This is a genomic window from Azotobacter bryophylli, from assembly GCF_042643485.1.
GTDB lineage: Bacteria > Pseudomonadota > Gammaproteobacteria > Pseudomonadales > Pseudomonadaceae > Azotobacter > Azotobacter bryophylli.
The window spans coordinates 47,259-65,845 of the sequence record NZ_JBHRSJ010000002.1 but is presented as its reverse complement, the minus strand read 5'-3'; the positions used below and the strand labels follow the sequence as shown (position 1 = coordinate 65,845).

Genomic DNA, 18,587 nt, shown 5'->3' with positions numbered 1-18,587 from the left:
GTGTGGGGTTTCCCCATGTGAGAGTAGGTCATCGTCAAGCGCCTATCCCGAACCCCCGACTGGCACCTGCCGGTCGGGGGTTCGTCTTTGCGCCGGGAAAAAAGGCGGCCTTACGGACTCTCCAGGACGATTCCTTGGGTCCGTTGTTCTTCCAGATTTGTCCGGATGAATTGGATCAGGGCCCGTATGGCTGGCGTCATGGCTCGATGAGGCGGGGTCAAGGCTAACAAAGGCATGGCGGCTGGCTCATGTCGCTCGAACAGCTTGTGCAATTTGCCGCTTGCCAAGTCTGCTGCGCATGCATAAAGGGGGAGATGGGCCACCCCGAGGCCGCGACGTGCGGCATCAAGCATCAGCGGTAGGCTGTCGCTGCTAAAGCAGGCCTCCCGTAGTACTCGTGGGGCCGCATTGGTTAATAGCCATGGTCGGATGGCGTGAGGCGGCCCGAAGCCCAGGCAATATCGGTCATCCAGTTCGTCAGGATGATGGAGCTGGGAGAATCGTTTATAGAGGTCCGGATTGGCGACCGTGACGAAACGGACCTGACCGAGGGGATGAGCGACGATATCTGCGCTATCTGGCGGCTGGCCCTCCAGATAGAGCACTAGGTCGTGCCGTTGCAGCGAGAGTTCGGGGCTACTGTGTACCCCTAGGGCAAGACGTACTTTGGGCTGACTGCGAGCGAATCCGATAAGAAGGTCGGCAATGACCTCTTGCAACAGACTGGGAACCGCCAGGCGTATCAATCCCGAAGGGCCTCCTTGCACTTCCCGCGCGGCTCCTTCGGCCGCCTCGACCGCTGCGAGGATGCTCAGGGCATGCCGATAGACCTGTTCCCCAGTGCTGGTCATGGCAAAGCTACGTGTACTGCGATTGAGCAGCCTGACGCCCAGCCGTTGTTCAAGTTCGATGATGCGGCGGCTCAGGCGCGACCGGGGAATGCCGGTTTCAGCCGCCGCGGCGGTGAAACCTCCGGCCTCGATGACTCGGACCAATAAATAGAAATCGGAGACATTGTTCAGCGTATCCATCCAGAATGCCCTATCCATGGGAGAAAGAATGAGCGGATCCATGCTCATGGCACTGGGACAGCGTTCTCCATACCAACAAGACAAGCCAGTAGATGCCTGCTGTTGATAATTAGGTATACCCCAGGCGAAAAATCAAGTTTGCTTCCGGCTAATTGCGCAACAGGATCGGCTAGAAAAAGTGTGGCGCTAATCATCCGTTGACGAGCCGTTATGTAAGTCTTCCGAGAGTGGGGATAAGCGGTAAAAAGCTTGAGCTCGGACGATGCTGCCATTCCGTATCGGCATACTCGTTCCAGAATGATAACGGCAAAATGGCTTCATTCACGGACGCACTGGATATTTATCATAATTCTACAATGCCAGTGAGGCTAAAGCGGTCGACATGCATTGGGGCCACTCCAGCCGGCTTTTTCCGCACTAGCCAACGTATGGAACTTTAACTTTTTGCCTTGTTGGCAGTCGCATACCATCCAATTGGTAACAATTTAGTCTCAAACCAATTCCTCTTTTAAGAACGGCTCTTCTCCTCTCGGATGCATTAAGGATCTGCTGCCCATGAAGTTGGCTGGCTACCCATCGCATCACCCCATCGAAAGACAAAATCCCCTCTGTCATTCAACAGGTTACGTTGCCGCTCTGGCGGCTTTGGCTCGTCTGAATCGGGATGAAGAATCCTGATTATCAGCCTTTCGAGCCCTAGGTTGTTTTCCTAGGCTGAGTTCACGTTGTTCGACGTTCAGAGAACGAAATGGGTACAGCGGATTCAGGCGGCGCCATTCGAGCCGGATGGCGGCGATGGGAAGGAAACCTGAAGTGGAACCATGCGGCGGTCTCTCGCATCCACACCTGTCGGGGCTTTTATGTCTATCGCCAGAGTTGCGTTCAGGAGTGCAAGTTCGCTGTCGGGAAGCTGCCCATTCAGACTTCCACGCCCCTTCCCGCGAGCGCTGACGTGGCTGTTCGGCATCGCGCTGACGTTATCTCCCTGGCTCGCCGAGGCGCTCGAGAAACCGACCAGTGTAGCTTTCTGGTATGCAGAGCAGCCGCCGCTGAGCGAGCTCTCGCAGTTCGATTGGGTGGTGCTCGAATCGGCTCAGGTTTCCGCGCCGGATATTGCCTTTCTTCGAGAGCAGGGGAGTACCCCCTTCGCCTATCTGTCGATTGGCGAATTCAAGGGAGATGGACCCGCTCTGCGGCAGGAGGGGTTGGATAAGGCCGGTAGCCCCGTGCGCAACGAGGCCTGGGACAGCCAAGTCATGGATCTTGCCTCGCCGGTCTGGCGCTCCTACCTGCTGCAGCGTGCGGCCAGGTTGGGCGAGCAGGGGTACGGCGGCCTGTTCCTCGATACCCTGGACAGTTACCAACTGCTCCCGGAGTCCGAGCGCGAAGTCCAGCGCCAGGCGCTTGTGTCGCTCCTGCGCGATCTCAAGCGCCAGCAACCCGGCATGAAGCTGTTCTTCAACCGGGGCTTCGAGGTACTGCCGGAGCTGCCCGGAGTCGCCGCCGCCGTGGCCGTCGAGTCGATCCATGCCGGCTGGAGTGCTGAGGGCCAGGCTTACCGCGAGGTGCCCCAGAGCGACCGCGACTGGCTGGAGGCGAGACTCGGGCCGCTGCGCAAGCAGGGAATTCCGCTGGTGGCCATCGACTATCTGCCGCCCGAGCGACGGGACGAGGCACGCCGATTGGCCGCGCGTCTGCAGGCAGAAGGCTACATTCCCTTCGTCACCACGCCGAAGCTGGACTACCTCGGCATCGGCTCCATCGAGGTGCAGCCCCGCCGCATCGCCATGATCTACGACCCCACCGAGGGGGACGTCAGTCGCAACCTGGGCCATATCAAGCTGGCCAGCCTGCTGGAATACCTTGGCTACCGTGTGGACTACCTGGCTGCCGATCAGAGCCTGCCGCAACGCCCGGCCAGGGGGCTGTATGCCGGGATGGTGACCTGGATGACCAGCGGGCCGCCGCTGGACGGTCAGTTGTTCAGCGACTGGCTCAGCGCACGCCTGGACGAGCAGGTGCCCCTGGCGATCCTGGCCGGTCTGCCTGTGGAGAACGATCTGCTGCTGCAACGGCTGGGATTGCAGCACGCGCCAGGGCCGCTGCAGGGCACGCCGAAACTGCTCGTGCAGGACGGGGGGCTGCTGGGCAGGTTCGAGGCTCCCGTGCAGCTCAGGGCGCGCGATGTGCCGCCCTTCACCGTGACCGAGCATGGTCCGCGGCCCGTGCTCGCCATGGCCGACGCCCAAGGCCAGTCCTATACCCCGGTCGCCCTCGCCGATTGGGGGGGAATGGCTTTGTCGCCCTTCGTGCTGGATCAGAGCAGCGAGCAGACCCGCTGGATCCTCGATCCTTTCGCCTTCCTCCAGCGCGCCCTGCATCTTGCGCCGCTGCCGCGTCCGGATGTCACCACCGAGAACGGCCGACGCATCGCCACGGTGCACATCGACGGCGACGGCTTCGTGTCCCGTGCCGAAGTGACGGGCACGCCCTACGCCGGGCAGATGGTACTGGACGAGTTCATCAGGCCTTACCCCTTGCTGACCTCGGTTTCGGTCATCGAGGGCGAGACGGGACCGAAGGGCATGTATCCCCATCTGACCCGCGAGGTGGAGCCCATCGCCCGGAAGATCTTCGCCGAGGAGAAGGTCGAGGTGGCCAGCCACACCTTCAGCCACCCCTTCTACTGGCAGCCCGAGGTGGTCAAGAAGCGCGAGGACTTCAACCCGGAATACGGCTTCAAGATGCCCATTCCCGGCTACGACCAGATCGACTTCACCCGCGAGATCGTCGGCTCGCGCGACTACATCAACAGCCGCCTGACCGGCCCCGACAAGCCGGTGAAGATGCTGTTCTGGAGCGGCGACGCGCTGCCCGATGCGCAGACCATCGAGCTCGCCTACGCCAGCCACCTGCTCAACGTCAACGGCGGCAACACCGTCCTGACCAGGGCCTATCCGTCGCTGTCCGGGCTCTACCCGCTGATCCGCCCGACCTCCGGCGGTATCCAGTACTACGCGCCGATCGCCAACGAGAACGTCTACACCAACCTCTGGAAGGGGCCGTACTACGGCTTCCGCGGCCTGATCGAGACCTTCGATCTGACCGAAAACCCCCGCCGCCTGCGCGGCCTCCATCTCTACTACCACTTCTACTCGGGGACCAAGCAGGCCTCGATCAAGACCATGCACCGGATCTACCGGACGATGCTGGCCCAGCAGCCCTTGTCCTTGTGGATGAGCGACTACATCCCGCGCCTGCATGGCCTGTATCAGGCCAGCCTGGCCCGTCGCAGCGACGGCAGCTGGCAGGTGCGTGGGATGGATGAGCTGCGCACCCTGCGCCTGGACCCCGAACTCGGCTGGCCCGATCTGCTCCGCTCGCGCGGCGTGGCGGGCGTGCGCGATCTGCCGCAAGGCCGTTATCTGCACCTCAGCCGGGCGAACGCGACGCTGGTCCTGCGCGACAGCCGCGACCCGCATCCCGCACTGGAAGAGGCCAACATCCCCCTGCGCGACTGGAGCTATCTTGACGAGAACCGGGTCCGCTTCTCCTTCGCCGGAGCCTTCCCCCTGGCGTTCAGCGTGCGTGCCAGCGGCGCCTGCCGGGTCATCAGCGATGGCCGGACCTACCAAGGCAGGGCGCAGCAAGGGCTCTGGCAATTCCAACTGCCGTTGAAGCAGGTGCAGGATGCACAGCTCGTCTGTCAATGAGCGGGCCCGCCTGCTCAGGCCCTGGACGCTGCCTCTGGTGGTCGCGTCCACCTGCGGTCTGCTGGCCTACATCTACCACGACGAGAAAGCCTTTCTGACGGATATCCGCCAGCCCGATTCGGTCTCGATCAGCTTCACCGAACTGTTGCTCGGCACGCAGCCGAACAACGACCGACTGCGCGCGGGGCTGATCGAGCAATTCCTCCGGCTCGGCGAATACCGGCGCGCACAGGAGCATGTGTTCCTGCTGAAGGATCAGGCGCACGGCATCGCGCCCTTCTACCGGGCCGAAATTGCCATTCTCGAGGCCCAGGCCGCGCCCGGAGGGCTGGCGGCGGATCAGGTCGCACGGCTGACCCGGGGCCTGCGCGAGCTGGAGCGCCGGGATCTGCCGGCGGCCCTGCTGGCGCGGCTGGCACTGCACGCGCTGGCCTTGGGCGCTCCGGATCTGGCTGCGCAGACCTATGCCGATTTGGCCGAGCGCGAGCCGCAGCGGCGTCAGCAGTGGCTGGAGGAGGCGGCGCACTCGCAACTGGCCAGCAATCAGCCAGAGCGGGCAGCGCAGCTGTTCCTCGATCTGGCGGAGCAGAGCACGCAGGCCGAGCAACGCCGCCAGTACTTGGAGCAGGCCTTCGGCAGCCTGGTCGCGGCGAACCGGAGCGAGCAGGCGGTGGACCTTTTGAAGCGCCATCTCGCGGAGCTGAACGACACATCGGCCGATCTCGCCTGGCTGGAGCAGGGCGTGTCGGCCGCCATGGGCAGCAAGCGCTTCGATCTGGCCGCCGACTTCGTCGAGCGCTGGCAGGCACTGAGCCCCGAGGACCTGCAGGCGCAACGCCTGAGCTTTCGCCTGCAGCTGGCCTCCGGCGACACGGCCAAGGCCTGGGAGATCGGCGAGCGGCTGCTGCAGCGGCAACCGGAAGACCCCGCGCTGCTCGAGCAGATGGCGCGCCTCGGCGAGTGGACCGGCCATCCCCAGCGCGCCCTGGACTACTGGGTCAGCCTGCTGCAACAGCGCGAAGACGCCCAGCAGCACGAGCACGCCTGGCGACTCGCCGCCCAGCTCTTCGATTTCGACAGGGCCGTGCCCCTGCTGGCCAGACTGGGCGAACAGCGCCGTCTGAGCGACGTCGAGCTCGATGCGCTGATCTACAGCCACGAATCCCGCGGATCGCCGGAGCAGGCGGAGCAGTGGCTGCGCAGCTACCTGGCCCAGCACCCCGATCATCGCCTGGCCTGGATGCGCCTGCAGCAGAACCTGGCGTACACCGAGCAGTTCAAGGAGGAGGCGCTGGTCTGGGCGGAAATGGCCCGGCATTTTCCCCTGAGCCCGGCGGAGCGGGTGGCCTGGGCAGAGACCCACAAGAAGCTGTTCGACAGCCAGGGGGCCTGGCAGGTGCTGAGCGACGTCGACAGCGAGAAGATCGAGGACGCCGACTACTGGCGTCTGCGGGCCGAGCTGGCCTGGGAGCTGGAGCACGATCAGGAGGCGCTGCGCGCCTACGACCGCCTGCAGGCCCTGCAGCAGCCGTTGTACAGCGGCAACGAGGAGCACTTGATCGCGCTGAACTCCCAGCGGAACCCGGAAAAGGCCCTGGCCCTGCTCGCCGCCAACTGGCGGCGTACCGGCGACATGCGCCGGCTGGTCAGCGCCCTGCAGATGGCCGAGTCGCTGAACGACTGGGAGCAGCTGCAGCGCCTGCTCGGCGAGGTGCAGGACAATCCGCAGGCGGCGCGCACCCCCTACGTGTGGGTGGCCCAGGCCGCGCTGGCCGATCACCAGGGGCGCGAGGCGGAGGCCGAGGGGCTCTATCGCCGGGGGATGGAACGCTTCCCCGAGGAGAGTCTGTTCTGCGAACGGTTGCTGTGGTTCTATGTCGACCGTGGCCGGCGTCGCGAACTGGAGCCGCTGTTGCAGCAATGGCGCGGCGAGGCCATCGGCGACAGCCGGCTCTGGCTGCCCTTCGCCAGCGCCAACCTGCTGCTCGGCCGCCATAGCGAGGCGCTCGCCTGGTATCGCCGCTATCTGCAGGCCAATCCGCGCGACTGGCTGGTCAAGGCGGCCTATGCCGATGCCCTGGAGGCCAGCGGCTACCCGGAGCTCGCGCTGCGCGTGCGGCACGAGTTGCTGGCCGAGCTGGACAATGGCGATACGAAGCTGACCCCGGAGCGTTACTCGACCTATCTGCGCCTGCTGGCCAGCAGCCATTCGGTGCAGCGTGCGAGCCGCCAGGTCGAGCAGTGGCAGGACGGTTCGCCGTTGCTATTGCAGCAGTGGTTCGAGCGCTTCCTGATCCAGCTCGAGGCCAATAACCAGGAGGGCCTGAAGAACGAGTGGCTGGCCTGGGGCCGGGGGCGGGGGCTGGCCATCAGCCGCTACGAGGAGCTGCAGGAAGCCCTGCGCAGCCACAACCGCTCGACCCTGCAGCACCTGCTGACCGGGGCCGAACTGGATTCGGCCCAGCGGGTGGACGTGCTGCAGCAGCTGGGCCACGACGGGCCGGCCATGGCCGCAGGCCTGGAAGCTATGGGCGACGGGCAGCCGCCGCAGCTCCAGCAGCAACTGCTCGGGCAGACCCAGGAGCTGCTGCAGCGCAGCCCGCAGGGCCTGCAAGTGGGCTGGCACCGGCGCGACTACGGCGAGGTCAACGTGAGCGGGCCGCGGCTGTCCGGCGGCATCAACCTGGGGGACGACTGGTATGCGGCCCTGCGTCTCGAGGACGTCAACTACAGCGCCAGCAGCCTGAAGGAGTCGCGGATCGGCGATGAGCGCAACGCCCAGCTGTCGTTGCGGCGGAACCTGGCCGACGGCGACTTCACCCTGACCCAGGACAGCAGCTGGCGTGTCGACAAGAACCGCTTCGGCCTGAGCATCAATCGCAACTGGCAACTGTCGTCCCGCGACGAGGTGAAGCTCGACCTCGACTGGCACCGCGAGACGGACGAGACCGGGCTTCTGCGCGCCCTCGGTCGGCGCGACTCCCTCCACGTGAGCGGCCAGCATGGCTTCAGTGCGCGGGACCGGGTCAGCTGGCTGGTCGGGCACCGGCGCTACTCCACCCGCGAGGGCGACAGCCTGGGGAAAGGCGAGATCGCCAGCATCGAGCTCAACCATTCGCTGCTGTTCGCCGGCCCGACCTGGGAAGTGCGCAGCGGGGTCGAGTACCAGAACAACCGGCTGGCGAACGACCTGCCGGAAGAGCTGCTGGAGTCCATGGGCGGTCCGCTGCGGCGGGAGAATGCCAAGCCCGGGGACATCCTCCAGGACAGCTACGGCCAGGCCTACGTCGGCAGCACCTGGCGGCGCGGGCTGCCGGGAACGCTGAACCGCGGGCAGGCGCAGTACACCTGGATCGTCGACGTCATGGCCGGCTGGCAGTGGACGGAGAAGCAGATCAACTACGGCTTCAACACCGGCATCGGCATGAGCGTGCTCGGCGGCGACGAACTGGCCTTCACCGTCGGCTATCTGTCCTCCCCGCAGGGCGCCAGAAGCCAGTCCGGCGGCGTCATCGGCGTCACCTATTCGAGCCGTTTCGGGCGTTGAACGAGGAATTCCACAGGAGGGACCAACATGCAAGCCATTCGCTGCCTGATTCTGGCGCTCAGCGCGCTGCTCACGGTGGGTTGTTCCAGCTTCATCCACGAGGAGGGACCGCACCTACCCCGCAACGCCAAGTGGGGGCTGCTGCCGCTGGTCAACTATTCCCAGGCGCCCCAGGCCGGCGAGCGCAGCGAGCAGATCCTGCTCAGCGTGCTGGGCAAGGAGGGGCTGCACCCGCAGCGCTATCCCCAGGCGGCCCAGGGCGAGCTGCCGCTGCTGGACGACCGCCAGCGACTGGACAAGGCCATGGACTGGGCACGCCGCCAGGGCCTGGAGTACGTGATCTGCGGCAGCGTCGAGGAGTGGCAGTACAAGAACGGCCTGGACGGCGAGCCGGCGGTGGGCATCAGCCTGCAGGTGCTCAGGCCGTCTTCCGGCCAGGTGCTCTGGAGCAGCAGCGGCGCCCGCGCCGGCTGGTCGCGGGAGAGCCTGTCGGGGGCTGCCCAGAAGGTTCTCGATGAGCTGGTCGGCGAGCTGGAGATCGAATGAACACCGATGCCCTGGACTTCGCGCCGAACGATCACCGCCTGGCGCCCCGGGTCAAGGGGCGGGTGTCGTGGATCGAGACCTTCGTGCTGAGCGGGCTCGCGGTGGCCCTGGGCTACTGGTTGTCGCCCGGCGATCCCCTGCATGCCTACGCCAGCTTTCCCTGGACCGTGCTGGTGCCCCTGCTGCTGGGCATGCGCTACGGCTTCCTGCACGGGCTGGCCGGCTCCGCCCTGCTGGTCCTGGCGCTGTTCGGCTACCGGGCCTTCGGCCCGGGGCTGTACCCCGAACTGCCGATGGCCTTCATCGCCGGTCTGCTCGTCTGCGGCATGCTGGTCGGCGAGTTCCGCGACATCTGGGAGCGCCGCCTGCGGCGCCTGCAGCTGGCCAACGAGTACCGCCAGCAGCGGCTCGACGAGTTCACCCGCGCCCACCACATCCTGCGCATCTCCCATGACCGCCTTGAGCAGCGCATCGCCGGCAGCGACCAGAGCCTGCGCAGTTCGCTGCTCGGCCTGCGCAGCCAGCTGCGCGCCGTGCCGCGGGAGGACGACGCCCTGCAGGCGTTGGCCGAGCCGATCCTCAACCTGCTCGGCCAGTACGGTTCGCTGCGCATCGCCGGCCTCTACCGGGTGCGGGACGGGCGGCCGGTCGAGCCGCCGCTCGCCGTGCTCGGGCGGATGCCGGGAATCCACCCCGACGACCTGCTGGTGAGCCTGTGCCTGGTGCGGGGCGAACTGGTCAGCCTGCGCGAGGAGCTGCTGGAGCGGGGCGAGCACCGCGAGCATTCGGACCTGCAGGTCTGCGTTCCGCTGGTCGACACCCGCGGCCGGACCCTCGGTCTGCTGGCGGTCGCCCAGATGCCGTTCTTCGCCCTCAACGAGCGCACCCTCAGCCTGCTGGCGATCCTCGCCGGGCACATCGCCGACCTCCTGCTCAGCGATCCCGACGCCCTGCAGCTCAAGGACGCCGATGCCCAGGTCTTCACCGAGAACCTCAACCGCGCCCTGCTGGATGCCCGCAACCACGGCCTGCCGGCCTGCCTGTACGCCTTCGAGCTCAGCGAGCCGCAGCGCAGCGAGGAGCTGCAACGCCTGCTGGAGGAAAGCCAGCGCGGTCTCGATCTGCTCCTGAAGCTGGTCAACGTGCGCAACCGGCCCTGCCTGCTGGTGCTGCTGCCGCTGACCTCGGCGCTGGGCGCGGAGGGCTATCTGAAGCGCCTGCTCGGGCTGCTGGCGGAGCGCTACGGCCCGGAGCGCGACCCGAAGAGCCTGGGCATCCGAGTCCTGCAGTACGAGCTGAAGGTGGGCAACGAACGGGAGTCGTTGCGGCAATTCCTGTACAACGAATGTGGACTCGATGACCAGCATATTGCTCTTTAGCGCGGCCTTCCTGTTCGAACTGGCCAGCTGGGCGAGCCTGTTCGGCGAACTGACCGAGGGGCAGTCGGCGCTGCTGTTCGTCGTCTGCCATGGCCTCGGCAGCCTGCTGCTGGCGGGCGGAACCGGCGCGCGCCTGTACCGTCGTTACCCCGGCGCCGGGGGCTGGAGCCTGGTGCTGCCGTTCTGCCTGGCCTTCTGCATTCCCCTAGTCGGCCCGCTCGGTCTGTTGCTCTCGGTCGTTCCCGGACTCTCCCGCCCGCGCCAGCGCAAACCCAGACCCTGGCGTGCGCTGGGGGTGCCGGCCCTGCCGTTCCGTCCGCCGGGGCAGGCGCAGAAGCTGATGTTCAGCGACGGCGGGCTGCAGGACGTCCTGCGGCACTCGCCCGACCCCGACCAGCGGCTCACGGCGCTGGTCGCCACCCGCCGGATGCGTGGCAAGGATGCGATCCCGGTGCTCAAGCTGGCCCTGCGCGACCCGTCGGACGAGGTGCGCCTGCTGGCCTACTCGATGCTCGACCAGCGCGAGAGCCGGATCAACCAGCGCATCGAGGCGACCCTGGCCAAGCTGGCCGAGGCCGCGCCGTCGCAGCGGGGCGAGCTGTTCGGCACGCTGGCGCGCTGGTACTGGGAGCTGGCCTACCTGGGCCTGGCCCAGGGCAGCGTGCTTGACCACGTGCTCGACCAGGCCGGTCAGTACGTTGAGCAGGCCCTGGCCAACGGCGGCGGCTTTGCCCTGCGCCTCCTCGCCGGACGCATCGCCCTGGCCCAGGGCCGACTGGACCGGGCCGAGGAGCAGCTCCTGCTGGCGGAGCGAGCGGGCATCGCCGCCGAGCGGCTGCTGCCGTTTCGCGCCGAGCTGGCCTTCAGCCAGCAGCGTTACCAGGAGATTCCCGGGCTCTTGGCGAAGCTGCCCGCCGAGATGCTGCAACGCCCGCCCTTCGCAGCCCTGGCGAGGTACTGGCTATGAGCGAAACCTCTTCCCCTGAGCCCGTGGCGGACGTCTGCCTGCTGCTGGAGGGCACCTGGCCCCATGTGCGCGGCGGCGTGTCCAGCTGGGTCGACCAACTCATCCGCGGGCTGCCCGAGCTGAGCTTCTCGGTCTGCTTCCTCGGCGGCCGGCGCGACGACTACGGCTCGCCCCATTACCCGATGCCGGCGAACGTGGTGCATTACCGGGAGTGCTTTCTGGAAAGCGCCTGGCAGTCGGAACCGCCGCCGGCTGCCGGGCGCGGCCGCGACGTCGAGCGCGACCTGCGCATCCTCAGCCAATTCCTGCACGCCCCCGAGGAGCCGACCGCGGAGCAGGGCGAGGCGCTGCTCGACGTGCTCGCCGCCGGCAGCCTCGGCCTCGCCGACGTGCTGCACAGCCGGGCCAGCTGGTCGGTGATCCGCGAGAGCTATCTGCGCCACTGCAGCGACCCGTCCTTCGTCAACTACTTCTGGACCCTGCGCATCATGCAGGCGCCGCTGCTGATGTTCGGCGAACTGGCCCGGCGCCTGCCGCGGGCCCGGCTGATCCATTCGGTGTCGACCGGCTACGCCGGCCTGCTCGGCAGCATCCTGCAGCGGCGCTGGCGCTGCGCCTACCTGCTCACCGAGCACGGCATCTACACCAAGGAGCGCAAGATCGACCTGGCCCAGGCCGGCTGGATCGCCGAGCGGCCCGACGACGCCCTGAGCACGGCGCTGGATGCCGAGCTCGGCTACATCCGGCGTCTGTGGATCCGCTTCTTCGAGCGGATCGGCCTGCTGACCTACCGTTCGGCCGATCCGATCATCTCGCTCTACGAGGGCAACCGCCGCCGGCAGGTTCAGGACGGCGCGGACCCCGCGCGGACCCGGGTGATCCCCAACGGCATCCGTCTCGAAGCCTGGGCCGATGCCCTGGCACGCCGGCCGCGGGGCATCCCGCCGGTGGTCGGGCTGGTCGGCCGGGTGGTGCCGATCAAGGACGTGAAGACCTTCATCCGCGCCATGCGCGGCGTGGTCAGCGCCATGCCCGAGGTGCAGGGCTGGATCGTCGGTCCGGAAGAGGAGGACCCGGCCTATGCCGCCGAGTGCCGCAACCTGGTGGTCAGCCTCGGGCTGCAGGAGCAGGTCAGGTTCCTCGGCTACCAGAAGCTCGGCGACGTGCTGCCCAGGCTGGGGCTCATGGTGCTGACCTCGATCAGCGAGGCGCAGCCCCTGGTGATCCTCGAAGCCTGGGCGGCCGGCACGCCGGTGATCAGCAGCGACGTCGGCTCCTGCCGGGAGATGATCGAGGGCGGCAGCGCCGAGGACCGCGATCTGGGCAGCGCCGGCGAGGTGGTCGCCATCGCCGATCCGCAGGCGACTGCCTGGGCGATCCTGCAGCTGCTGCGAAATCCGGCGCGCTGGCAGGCGGCCCAGGCGGTGGGGCTGGAGCGGGTCGGGCGCTATTACGGCGAGGCCCTGATGCTGGAGCGCTACCGGCGCCTGTACCGGGACGCCATGGAGGGTGCCCGATGGCCGGCATAGGCTTCCAGTTGCGGCGAATCCTCTCCGAGGACACCTACACGGCGACCCTGCGCGCCTATTTCTACGCCGGGCTGATCGGCTCCGGGCCCTGGGTGCTGTCCATCGTCAGCGTGATGCTGATCGGCGTGTTCAGTCTCGGCGAGCGGATGCCGGCGCAGCACGTGCGCCAGTTCCTGGTGACCGTCACCTACCTGATGGCGGTGTCGCTGATCGTCACCGGAGGGCTGCAGCTGTTCTTCACCCGCTTCGTCTCCGACCGCCTGTTCGAGCGCCAGCACGGGCGGGTCGTGCCCAACCTGCTGGGCATCCTGCTGCTGGTGAGCGTGGTCGCGGCAGTCCTCGCGCTGTTGGCCCTCGGGCTGCTGTTCGACCAGCCGTTCGCCTACCGGCTCCTGGTGCTGGCCAATTTCGTGGTGCTCTGCAACCTGTGGCTGGTGATCATCTTCCTGTCCGGGATGAAGGCCTACAACCGCATCCTCGCGGTGATGCTGGTCGGCTATGCGCTGATGGTGCTGAGCGCCTATCTGCTGCGCTTCCTGCAGATGGAGGGGCTGCTGCTGGCCCTGCTGATCGGCCACGCCAGCCTGCTGTTCATCTTCCTCCACGACATCCTGCGTGAGTATCCGGCCGACCGTCTGCTGGCCTTCGACTTCCTCGACCGCCGGCAGACGTTCGTCAGCCTGCTGACCACCGGGTTCTGCTACAACCTGGGGATCTGGGTGGACAAGTTCATCTTCTGGTTCAACCCGCACACCTCCTCGGCGGTGATCGGGCCGTTGCGGGCGTCGATCTTCTACGACCTGCCGATCTTCCTCGCCTACCTGTCGATCATTCCCGGCATGGCGGTGTTCCTGGTGCGCATCGAGACGGATTTCGCCGAGTGGTACGAGCGCGTCTACGCGGCGATCCGCGGCGGCGAGACGCTGCAGCGGATCGGCCGGCTCAAGGAGGAAATGACCCTGTCGATCCGCCAGGGCCTGCTGGAGATCTGCAAGGTGCAGGGGCTGACGGTGGTGCTGCTGGTCCTGCTGGCGCCGCGCCTGCTCGAATGGCTGGGCATCTCCAGCTACCACCTGCCGCTGTTCTACGTGGACCTGGTCGGGGTGAGCGTCCAGGTGGTGTTCATGGCGCTGCTCAACGTGTTCTTCTACCTGGACAAGCGCGCCACGGTGCTGAAGCTCTGCCTGCTGTTCGTCGTTCTCAACGGGGCGCTGACGGTATTCAGCCAGCGGCTCGGGCCGGTCTTCTTCGGCTACGGCTTCACCCTCTCGCTGCTAGTCTGCGTTCTGGTCGGACTGCAGCTGCTCTCCAGCGCCCTGGAGGATCTGGAGTACGAGACCTTCATGCTCGGCCGCTGAGGTCTCAGGCCGGCAGGGCGAGCAGCCAGCCGGCGATTCCGCTGAGCAGGACCACCAGCCAGGGCGGCAGCTTCCAGACCATCAGGGCGACCAGTGCCAAGAGGGCCAGCCCGAAGTCGCCGGGGCCGTGGATGGCACTGGTCCAGACCGGCTGGTACAGCGCCGCCAGCAGCAGCCCGACCACCGCCGCATTGATGCCGGCCAGCGCCGCCTGCACCCGCATGCTGCCGCGCAGCCGCTCCCAGAAGGGCAGCGCGCCGATCACCAGCAGGAAGGACGGGGCGAAGATGGCGATCAGGCAGATCAGGCCGCCGAGCCAGCCGTTCGGCGCGACCTTCGAGGAGGCACCGAGAAAGGCCGAAAAGGTGAACAGCGGACCGGGCACCGCCTGGGCGGCGCCATAGCCGGCCAGGAAGGTGTCGTTGTCCACCCAGCCCGGCGGCACCACCTCGGCCTGCAGCAGCGGCAGCACCACGTGGCCGCCGCCGAACACCAGCGAGCCGGCGCGGTAGAAGGAGTCGATCAGCCGGGTGGCCTGATTCGGCCAGAGCTCGGCCAGCAGCGGCAGGCCCAGCAGCAGGGCGAGAAACAGCCCGAGCGACAGGCTGGCCGCGCCGCGTCCCACCCGTATCGTCAGTTGATCGTGGGACTCCGGACGGGCCGGCTTGAACAGCCAGAGGCCGAGGGCCCCCGCCGCGAGGATCACGCCGATCTGGCCCAGGGCCGTGGGGCGGAGCAGCACGGCGCAGGCGGCCGCGGCCATGATGGTGATGCGCGGGGTATCCGTGCAGAGGTTGCGCGCCATGCCCCAGACCGCCTGGGCCACCACGGCGACGGCGACGACCTTGAGTCCGTGCAGGGCGCCGGATGGCAGGGCCTCGCCCCAGGTCGCGATGCCCTGCGCGAACAGGATCAGGGCGAGCGCGGAGGGCAGGGTGAAACCGGTCCAGGCCGCCAGTGCCCCGGCATAGCCGGCGCGGGACAGGCCGAGCGCCATGCCCACCTGGCTGCTGGCCGGGCCGGGGAGGAACTGGCAGAGGGCGACCAGATCGGCGTAGCTGCGCTCGCTCAGCCAGCGGCGGCGGGCGACGAACTCCTCCCGGAAGTAGCCCAGGTGGGCGATGGGGCCGCCGAAGGAAGTGAGCCCGAGGCGCAGGAAGGCGAGGAAGACCTCCCAGGCGCCGGCCGCCCCGGTGGCGGTGGCCTGTCGTGGTGGCAGCATGATTCCGATGCTCTCCTGATAGGGCGATGACCATGTTCCGGAAGACGTTCGCCATGGCTCCGGAGTCTCTCCGGGTCCATTCATCGACCGTTGAGTTGGGCAGAGACTACCCCGAACGACCCGGGGCCCGTGCATGAGTTTTACCTACTCATCAGGCGGCTGCTGGAGAGCGGAGCCGGAAGCGGATGGCCGGCGAGGGGGAGGGGCAAGGCCGACCGCGACTAGCGGGCCGGCCTTGAGGCGGGACGATCAGCCCAGGACGTAGCGGCCGGGGGCCGCTTCCAGCGGCGGGAACTTGGCGTTGCCGCTGCGCTTCACGGCCGGGCGCTGCTCGCCGGCATGCTGGGCCAGCCAGGCGAACCAGTCGCTCCACCAGCTACCGGGCTTCTTCTCGGCGCTTTCGAACCAGGCGTCCGGGTCGGCAGGGGTCTGCTCGTTGATCCAGTACTGACGCTTGTTCTGCGCCGGCGGGTTGATGATGCCGGCGATGTGCCCCGAAGCGCCGAGCACGAAGCGGGTGTCGCCGGAGAGCAGGTTGGCGCTCTGGTAGGCACCGCGCCAGGGCACGATGTGGTCGTCCTGGGTGCCGACCAGATAGGCCGGTGCGGTGATCTTGCTCAGGTCCAGCTTCACCCCGCAGCAGTCCAGCTCGCCGGACTTGAGATCGTTCTGCAGGTAGGTGTGGCGCAGATACCAGCAGTACATGGGGCCGGGCAGGTTGGTGCTGTCGTTGTTCCAGAACAGCAGGTCCAGCGCGCGCGGCTTCTGGCCCTTCAGGTACTTGTCGACGTTGTAGTTCCACCACAGCTCGTTGGGGCGCAGCAGGGAGAAGGTGTTGGCCATGTCCTGACCGCGGAACAGGCCGATCCGCCCGCCGCCTTGGCCGCCGATGGCCCGCTCCCAGTAGGTGACCAGCTGTTCGTCCACGTACACGTCGAGAACGCCGGTATCGGAGTAGTCGAGGAAGGTGACCAGCAGCGTCAGGCTGCTCGCGCTGTCCGTGTCGCCCTGCGCCGCCAGGACCGCCAGGGCGCTGCACAGCAGGGTTCCGCCGATGCAGTAGCCGACGCAGTTGACCCGGCGTTCGCCACTGATCGCCTGGGTGACCCGGATGGCCTTGATCACGGCATCCTGAACGAAGTCGTCCCAGGTCAGCTCCACGCAGCTGTCGTCGAAGTTGCGCCAGGAAACCAGGAACACCTGATGGCCCTGCTCAAGGGCATGGCGGATCAGCGAATTTTGCGGCTGCAGATCCAGGATGTAGTACTTGTTGATCGCCGGCGGAACGATCAGCAGCGGACGCTTGTACTGCTGCTCGGTGCGCGGGCGGTACTGGATCAGCTGGAACAGCTCGTTCTCGAATACCACGTCGCCCGGCGTGGTCGCCATGTGCTCGCCGACCTTGAAGTCGCCGCTGTCGCACTGGCGCAGCTTGCCTTCCTTCAGGTCGCTGGCCAGATGCAGCATGCCGTTGAACAGGCTGACCCCGTTGGTCTTCACCAGGGTGTCGATGGCGTCCGGGTTGCTGGCGAGGAAGTTGCTCGGCGCACTGGCGGCGATCGCCTGCTCTACCAGGTAGCGCAGGCGCAGGCGAGGCTTGTCTTCCTCGATCTTCAGCTCGTCGAGCAGCGCCATCATGTAGCGGGCGTTGAGCAGGTAATAGGCTGCCAGCGAACCGAACAGAGGCGTGTTCCAGTTCTCGCTGGCGAAGCGCTTGTCGGTGAAGCTGAAGGGCTGGCGGGTGAGAAGCTGCACCCCTAGCTGATACCACTCGCGCTGGTAGTCGTCCTGCATCTGCCGAAGGCGATCTTTCGGGACATCGAACCATTCCGCATCGTCCTCCCCGGAGAACCAGGGAGTGGTTTTGATCCAGAGGCGCAACTGCTGCAAGGCGAAGCTGGCGATGAACGGCGTCTGAGCTGTCCAGAAGCTTGAAAACGGTGTGGCTTGATCCATGGAATTCTTCCCGTAAGGCATACCGGATTTGAGGCTGTAGCGATCCTGCCCGAACGGCAGATGACCGAAGGATATGGGTGGCTGGAATACAAATGAGCCCCACAGGGGCTCATTCGCTCTGATGACTGGCAGATATCGCGAGGCCCGGGCGATCAGCGCTCGATGGCGATAGCCACGCCTTGGCCGCCGCCGATGCAGAGGGTGGCCAGGCCTTTCTTGGCGTCGCGACGGATCATTTCGTGCACCAGGGTCACCAGGATACGGCAGCCGGAGGCACCGATCGGGTGACCGAGGGCAATGGCTCCGCCGTTGATGTTGACCTTGCTGGTATCCCAGCCGAGCTCCTTGTTGACGCTCAGGGCCTGGGCGGCGAAGGCTTCGTTGGCCTCGATCAGGTCCAGATCGTTCACGGACCAGCCGGCCTTTTCCAGGCAGCGGCGGGTGGCCGGGACCGGGCCGATGCCCATGATCGACGGATCGACGCCAGCGTTGGCATAGGCGGCGATGCGGGCCAGCACCGGCAGGCCGAGAGCCTTGGCCTTTTCCGCGCTCATCAGCAGGACTGCGGCGGCGCCGTCGTTGATGCTGGAGGAGTTACCGGCGGTGACGGTGCCGTCTTTTTTGAAGGCCGGCTTGAGCTTGGCCAGGGCCTCGCTGGTGGTTTCGGCGCGCGGCTGCTCGTCGGTGTCGAACACGAGCGGGTCGCCCTTGCGCTGGGGAATCGAGATCGGGGTGATCTGGTTCTTGAAGTGGCCGGCTTCGATGGCGGCTACGGCCTTCTGCTGGGAGGCAGCGGCGAAGGCGTCTTGCTCTTCGCGGGTGAGGCTGTATTTCTCGACCAGGTTTTCCGCGGTGATGCCCATGTGGTAGTCGTTGAAGATATCCCACAGACCGTCCTGGATCATGCTGTCGACCAGCTTGGCGTGGCCCATGCGCAGGCCGGTGCGGACGGCGGGAGCCACGTAGGGGGACAGGCTCATGTTTTCCTGGCCGCCGGCGATGATGACGTCGGCGTCGCCACAACGGATGGCCTGGGTGGCCAGATGCAGGGCCTTGAGACCCGAGCCGCAGACCTTGTTCAGGGTCATCGCCGGAACGGCTGCCGGCAGGCCGGCCTTGATGACGGCCTGGCGGGCGGGGTTCTGACCCACGCCTGCGGTCAGCACCTGGCCCAGGATCACTTCATCCACCTCAGTACCTTCGAGCCGGGTCTGCTGGAGCAGTTGGCGGATCACCGCTGCACCCAGATCGGCGGCAGGGATGTTGGCAAGGGAGCCCTGGAAGCTGCCGACGGCTGTACGGGTCGCGGCGACGATTACAACCTCTTTCATGTAACACC

Annotated in this window: 11 protein-coding genes; 7 read left to right on the top strand and 4 right to left on the bottom strand. The window is 66.6% G+C overall.

Features of this window, described 5'->3' with window-relative positions; all coding sequences use genetic code 11:
• Positions 1-110: 110 nt before the first annotated feature.
• The gene (locus ACFOJE_RS02665) at positions 111-1,073 is read right to left on the bottom strand and encodes a LysR family transcriptional regulator (protein ID WP_377812703.1); all 963 of its coding nucleotides are present in this window, start codon (positions 1,071-1,073) and stop codon (positions 111-113) included.
• 818 nt (positions 1,074-1,891) lie between these two features.
• Between ACFOJE_RS02665 and ACFOJE_RS02660 the strand changes: the two genes are divergently transcribed.
• Genes ACFOJE_RS02660 through pelG form a run of 7 tightly spaced genes read left to right on the top strand, consistent with a single transcriptional unit; the run spans position 1,892 to position 14,070 of the window.
• Positions 1,892-4,744, top strand: a complete 2,853-nt coding sequence (locus ACFOJE_RS02660) for a bifunctional glycoside hydrolase 114/ polysaccharide deacetylase family protein (protein WP_377812702.1) — start codon at positions 1,892-1,894, stop codon at positions 4,742-4,744.
• Complete coding sequence (locus ACFOJE_RS02655) at positions 4,722-8,291, top strand: tetratricopeptide repeat protein (RefSeq protein WP_377812701.1); 3,570 nt, start codon at positions 4,722-4,724, stop codon at positions 8,289-8,291. The genes ACFOJE_RS02660 and ACFOJE_RS02655 overlap by 23 nt, the downstream gene beginning before the upstream one ends.
• 27 nt (positions 8,292-8,318) lie before the next feature.
• Positions 8,319-8,837, top strand: a complete 519-nt coding sequence (locus ACFOJE_RS02650) for a penicillin-binding protein activator LpoB (protein WP_377812700.1) — start codon at positions 8,319-8,321, stop codon at positions 8,835-8,837.
• Positions 8,834-10,216: a PelD GGDEF domain-containing protein gene (locus ACFOJE_RS02645; RefSeq protein WP_377812699.1), complete on the top strand. Its 1,383-nt coding sequence runs from the start codon at positions 8,834-8,836 to the stop codon at positions 10,214-10,216. Before ACFOJE_RS02650 ends, ACFOJE_RS02645 begins: the two co-directional genes overlap by 4 nt.
• Entirely contained in the window at positions 10,194-11,183 is a 990-nt protein-coding gene (locus ACFOJE_RS02640) for a tetratricopeptide repeat protein (protein WP_377812698.1), read from the top strand. The genes ACFOJE_RS02645 and ACFOJE_RS02640 overlap by 23 nt, the downstream gene beginning before the upstream one ends.
• On the top strand, positions 11,180-12,712 hold the full coding sequence (gene pelF, locus ACFOJE_RS02635; RefSeq protein WP_377812697.1) for a GT4 family glycosyltransferase PelF: 1,533 nt from the start codon (positions 11,180-11,182) through the stop codon (positions 12,710-12,712). The genes ACFOJE_RS02640 and pelF overlap by 4 nt, the downstream gene beginning before the upstream one ends.
• Positions 12,700-14,070, top strand: coding sequence for an exopolysaccharide Pel transporter PelG (pelG, locus tag ACFOJE_RS02630; protein WP_377812696.1), 1,371 nt, complete (start codon positions 12,700-12,702; stop codon positions 14,068-14,070). Before pelF ends, pelG begins: the two co-directional genes overlap by 13 nt.
• A 4-nt stretch (positions 14,071-14,074) precedes the next feature.
• Here the strand turns inward: pelG and chrA are convergent, their stop codons facing one another.
• From chrA to ACFOJE_RS02615, 3 genes are all read right to left on the bottom strand, one after another.
• Positions 14,075-15,292, bottom strand: coding sequence for a chromate efflux transporter (gene chrA / locus ACFOJE_RS02625; protein ID WP_377812695.1), 1,218 nt, complete (start codon positions 15,290-15,292; stop codon positions 14,075-14,077).
• A 249-nt stretch (positions 15,293-15,541) separates the two neighbouring features.
• Positions 15,542-17,248, bottom strand: coding sequence for a class I poly(R)-hydroxyalkanoic acid synthase (gene phaC, locus ACFOJE_RS02620; protein WP_377812694.1), 1,707 nt, complete (start codon positions 17,246-17,248; stop codon positions 15,542-15,544).
• 152 nt (positions 17,249-17,400) lie between these two features.
• Positions 17,401-18,579, bottom strand: a complete 1,179-nt coding sequence (locus ACFOJE_RS02615; RefSeq protein WP_377812693.1) for an acetyl-CoA C-acetyltransferase — start codon at positions 18,577-18,579, stop codon at positions 17,401-17,403.
• Between the last annotated feature and the right edge of the window lie 8 nt (positions 18,580-18,587).

Excerpts from the sequence above, each read along its gene's own strand:
- ACFOJE_RS02665 (WP_377812703.1), bottom strand. The coding sequence starts at position 1,073 with ATGGATCCGCTCATTCTTTCTCCCATGGATAGGGCATTCTGGATGGAT.
- ACFOJE_RS02655 (WP_377812701.1), top strand. The coding sequence starts at position 4,722 with ATGCACAGCTCGTCTGTCAATGAGCGGGCCCGCCTGCTCAGGCCCTGG.
- ACFOJE_RS02650 (WP_377812700.1), top strand. The coding sequence starts at position 8,319 with ATGCAAGCCATTCGCTGCCTGATTCTGGCGCTCAGCGCGCTGCTCACG.
- pelF (WP_377812697.1), top strand. The coding sequence starts at position 11,180 with ATGAGCGAAACCTCTTCCCCTGAGCCCGTGGCGGACGTCTGCCTGCTG.
- ACFOJE_RS02660 (WP_377812702.1), top strand. The coding sequence starts at position 1,892 with ATGTCTATCGCCAGAGTTGCGTTCAGGAGTGCAAGTTCGCTGTCGGGA.
- ACFOJE_RS02615 (WP_377812693.1), bottom strand. The coding sequence starts at position 18,579 with ATGAAAGAGGTTGTAATCGTCGCCGCGACCCGTACAGCCGTCGGCAGC.
- chrA (WP_377812695.1), bottom strand. The coding sequence starts at position 15,292 with ATGCTGCCACCACGACAGGCCACCGCCACCGGGGCGGCCGGCGCCTGG.
- phaC (WP_377812694.1), bottom strand. The coding sequence starts at position 17,248 with ATGGATCAAGCCACACCGTTTTCAAGCTTCTGGACAGCTCAGACGCCG.
- ACFOJE_RS02645 (WP_377812699.1), top strand. The coding sequence starts at position 8,834 with ATGAACACCGATGCCCTGGACTTCGCGCCGAACGATCACCGCCTGGCG.
- ACFOJE_RS02640 (WP_377812698.1), top strand. The coding sequence starts at position 10,194 with ATGACCAGCATATTGCTCTTTAGCGCGGCCTTCCTGTTCGAACTGGCC.
- pelG (WP_377812696.1), top strand. The coding sequence starts at position 12,700 with ATGGCCGGCATAGGCTTCCAGTTGCGGCGAATCCTCTCCGAGGACACC.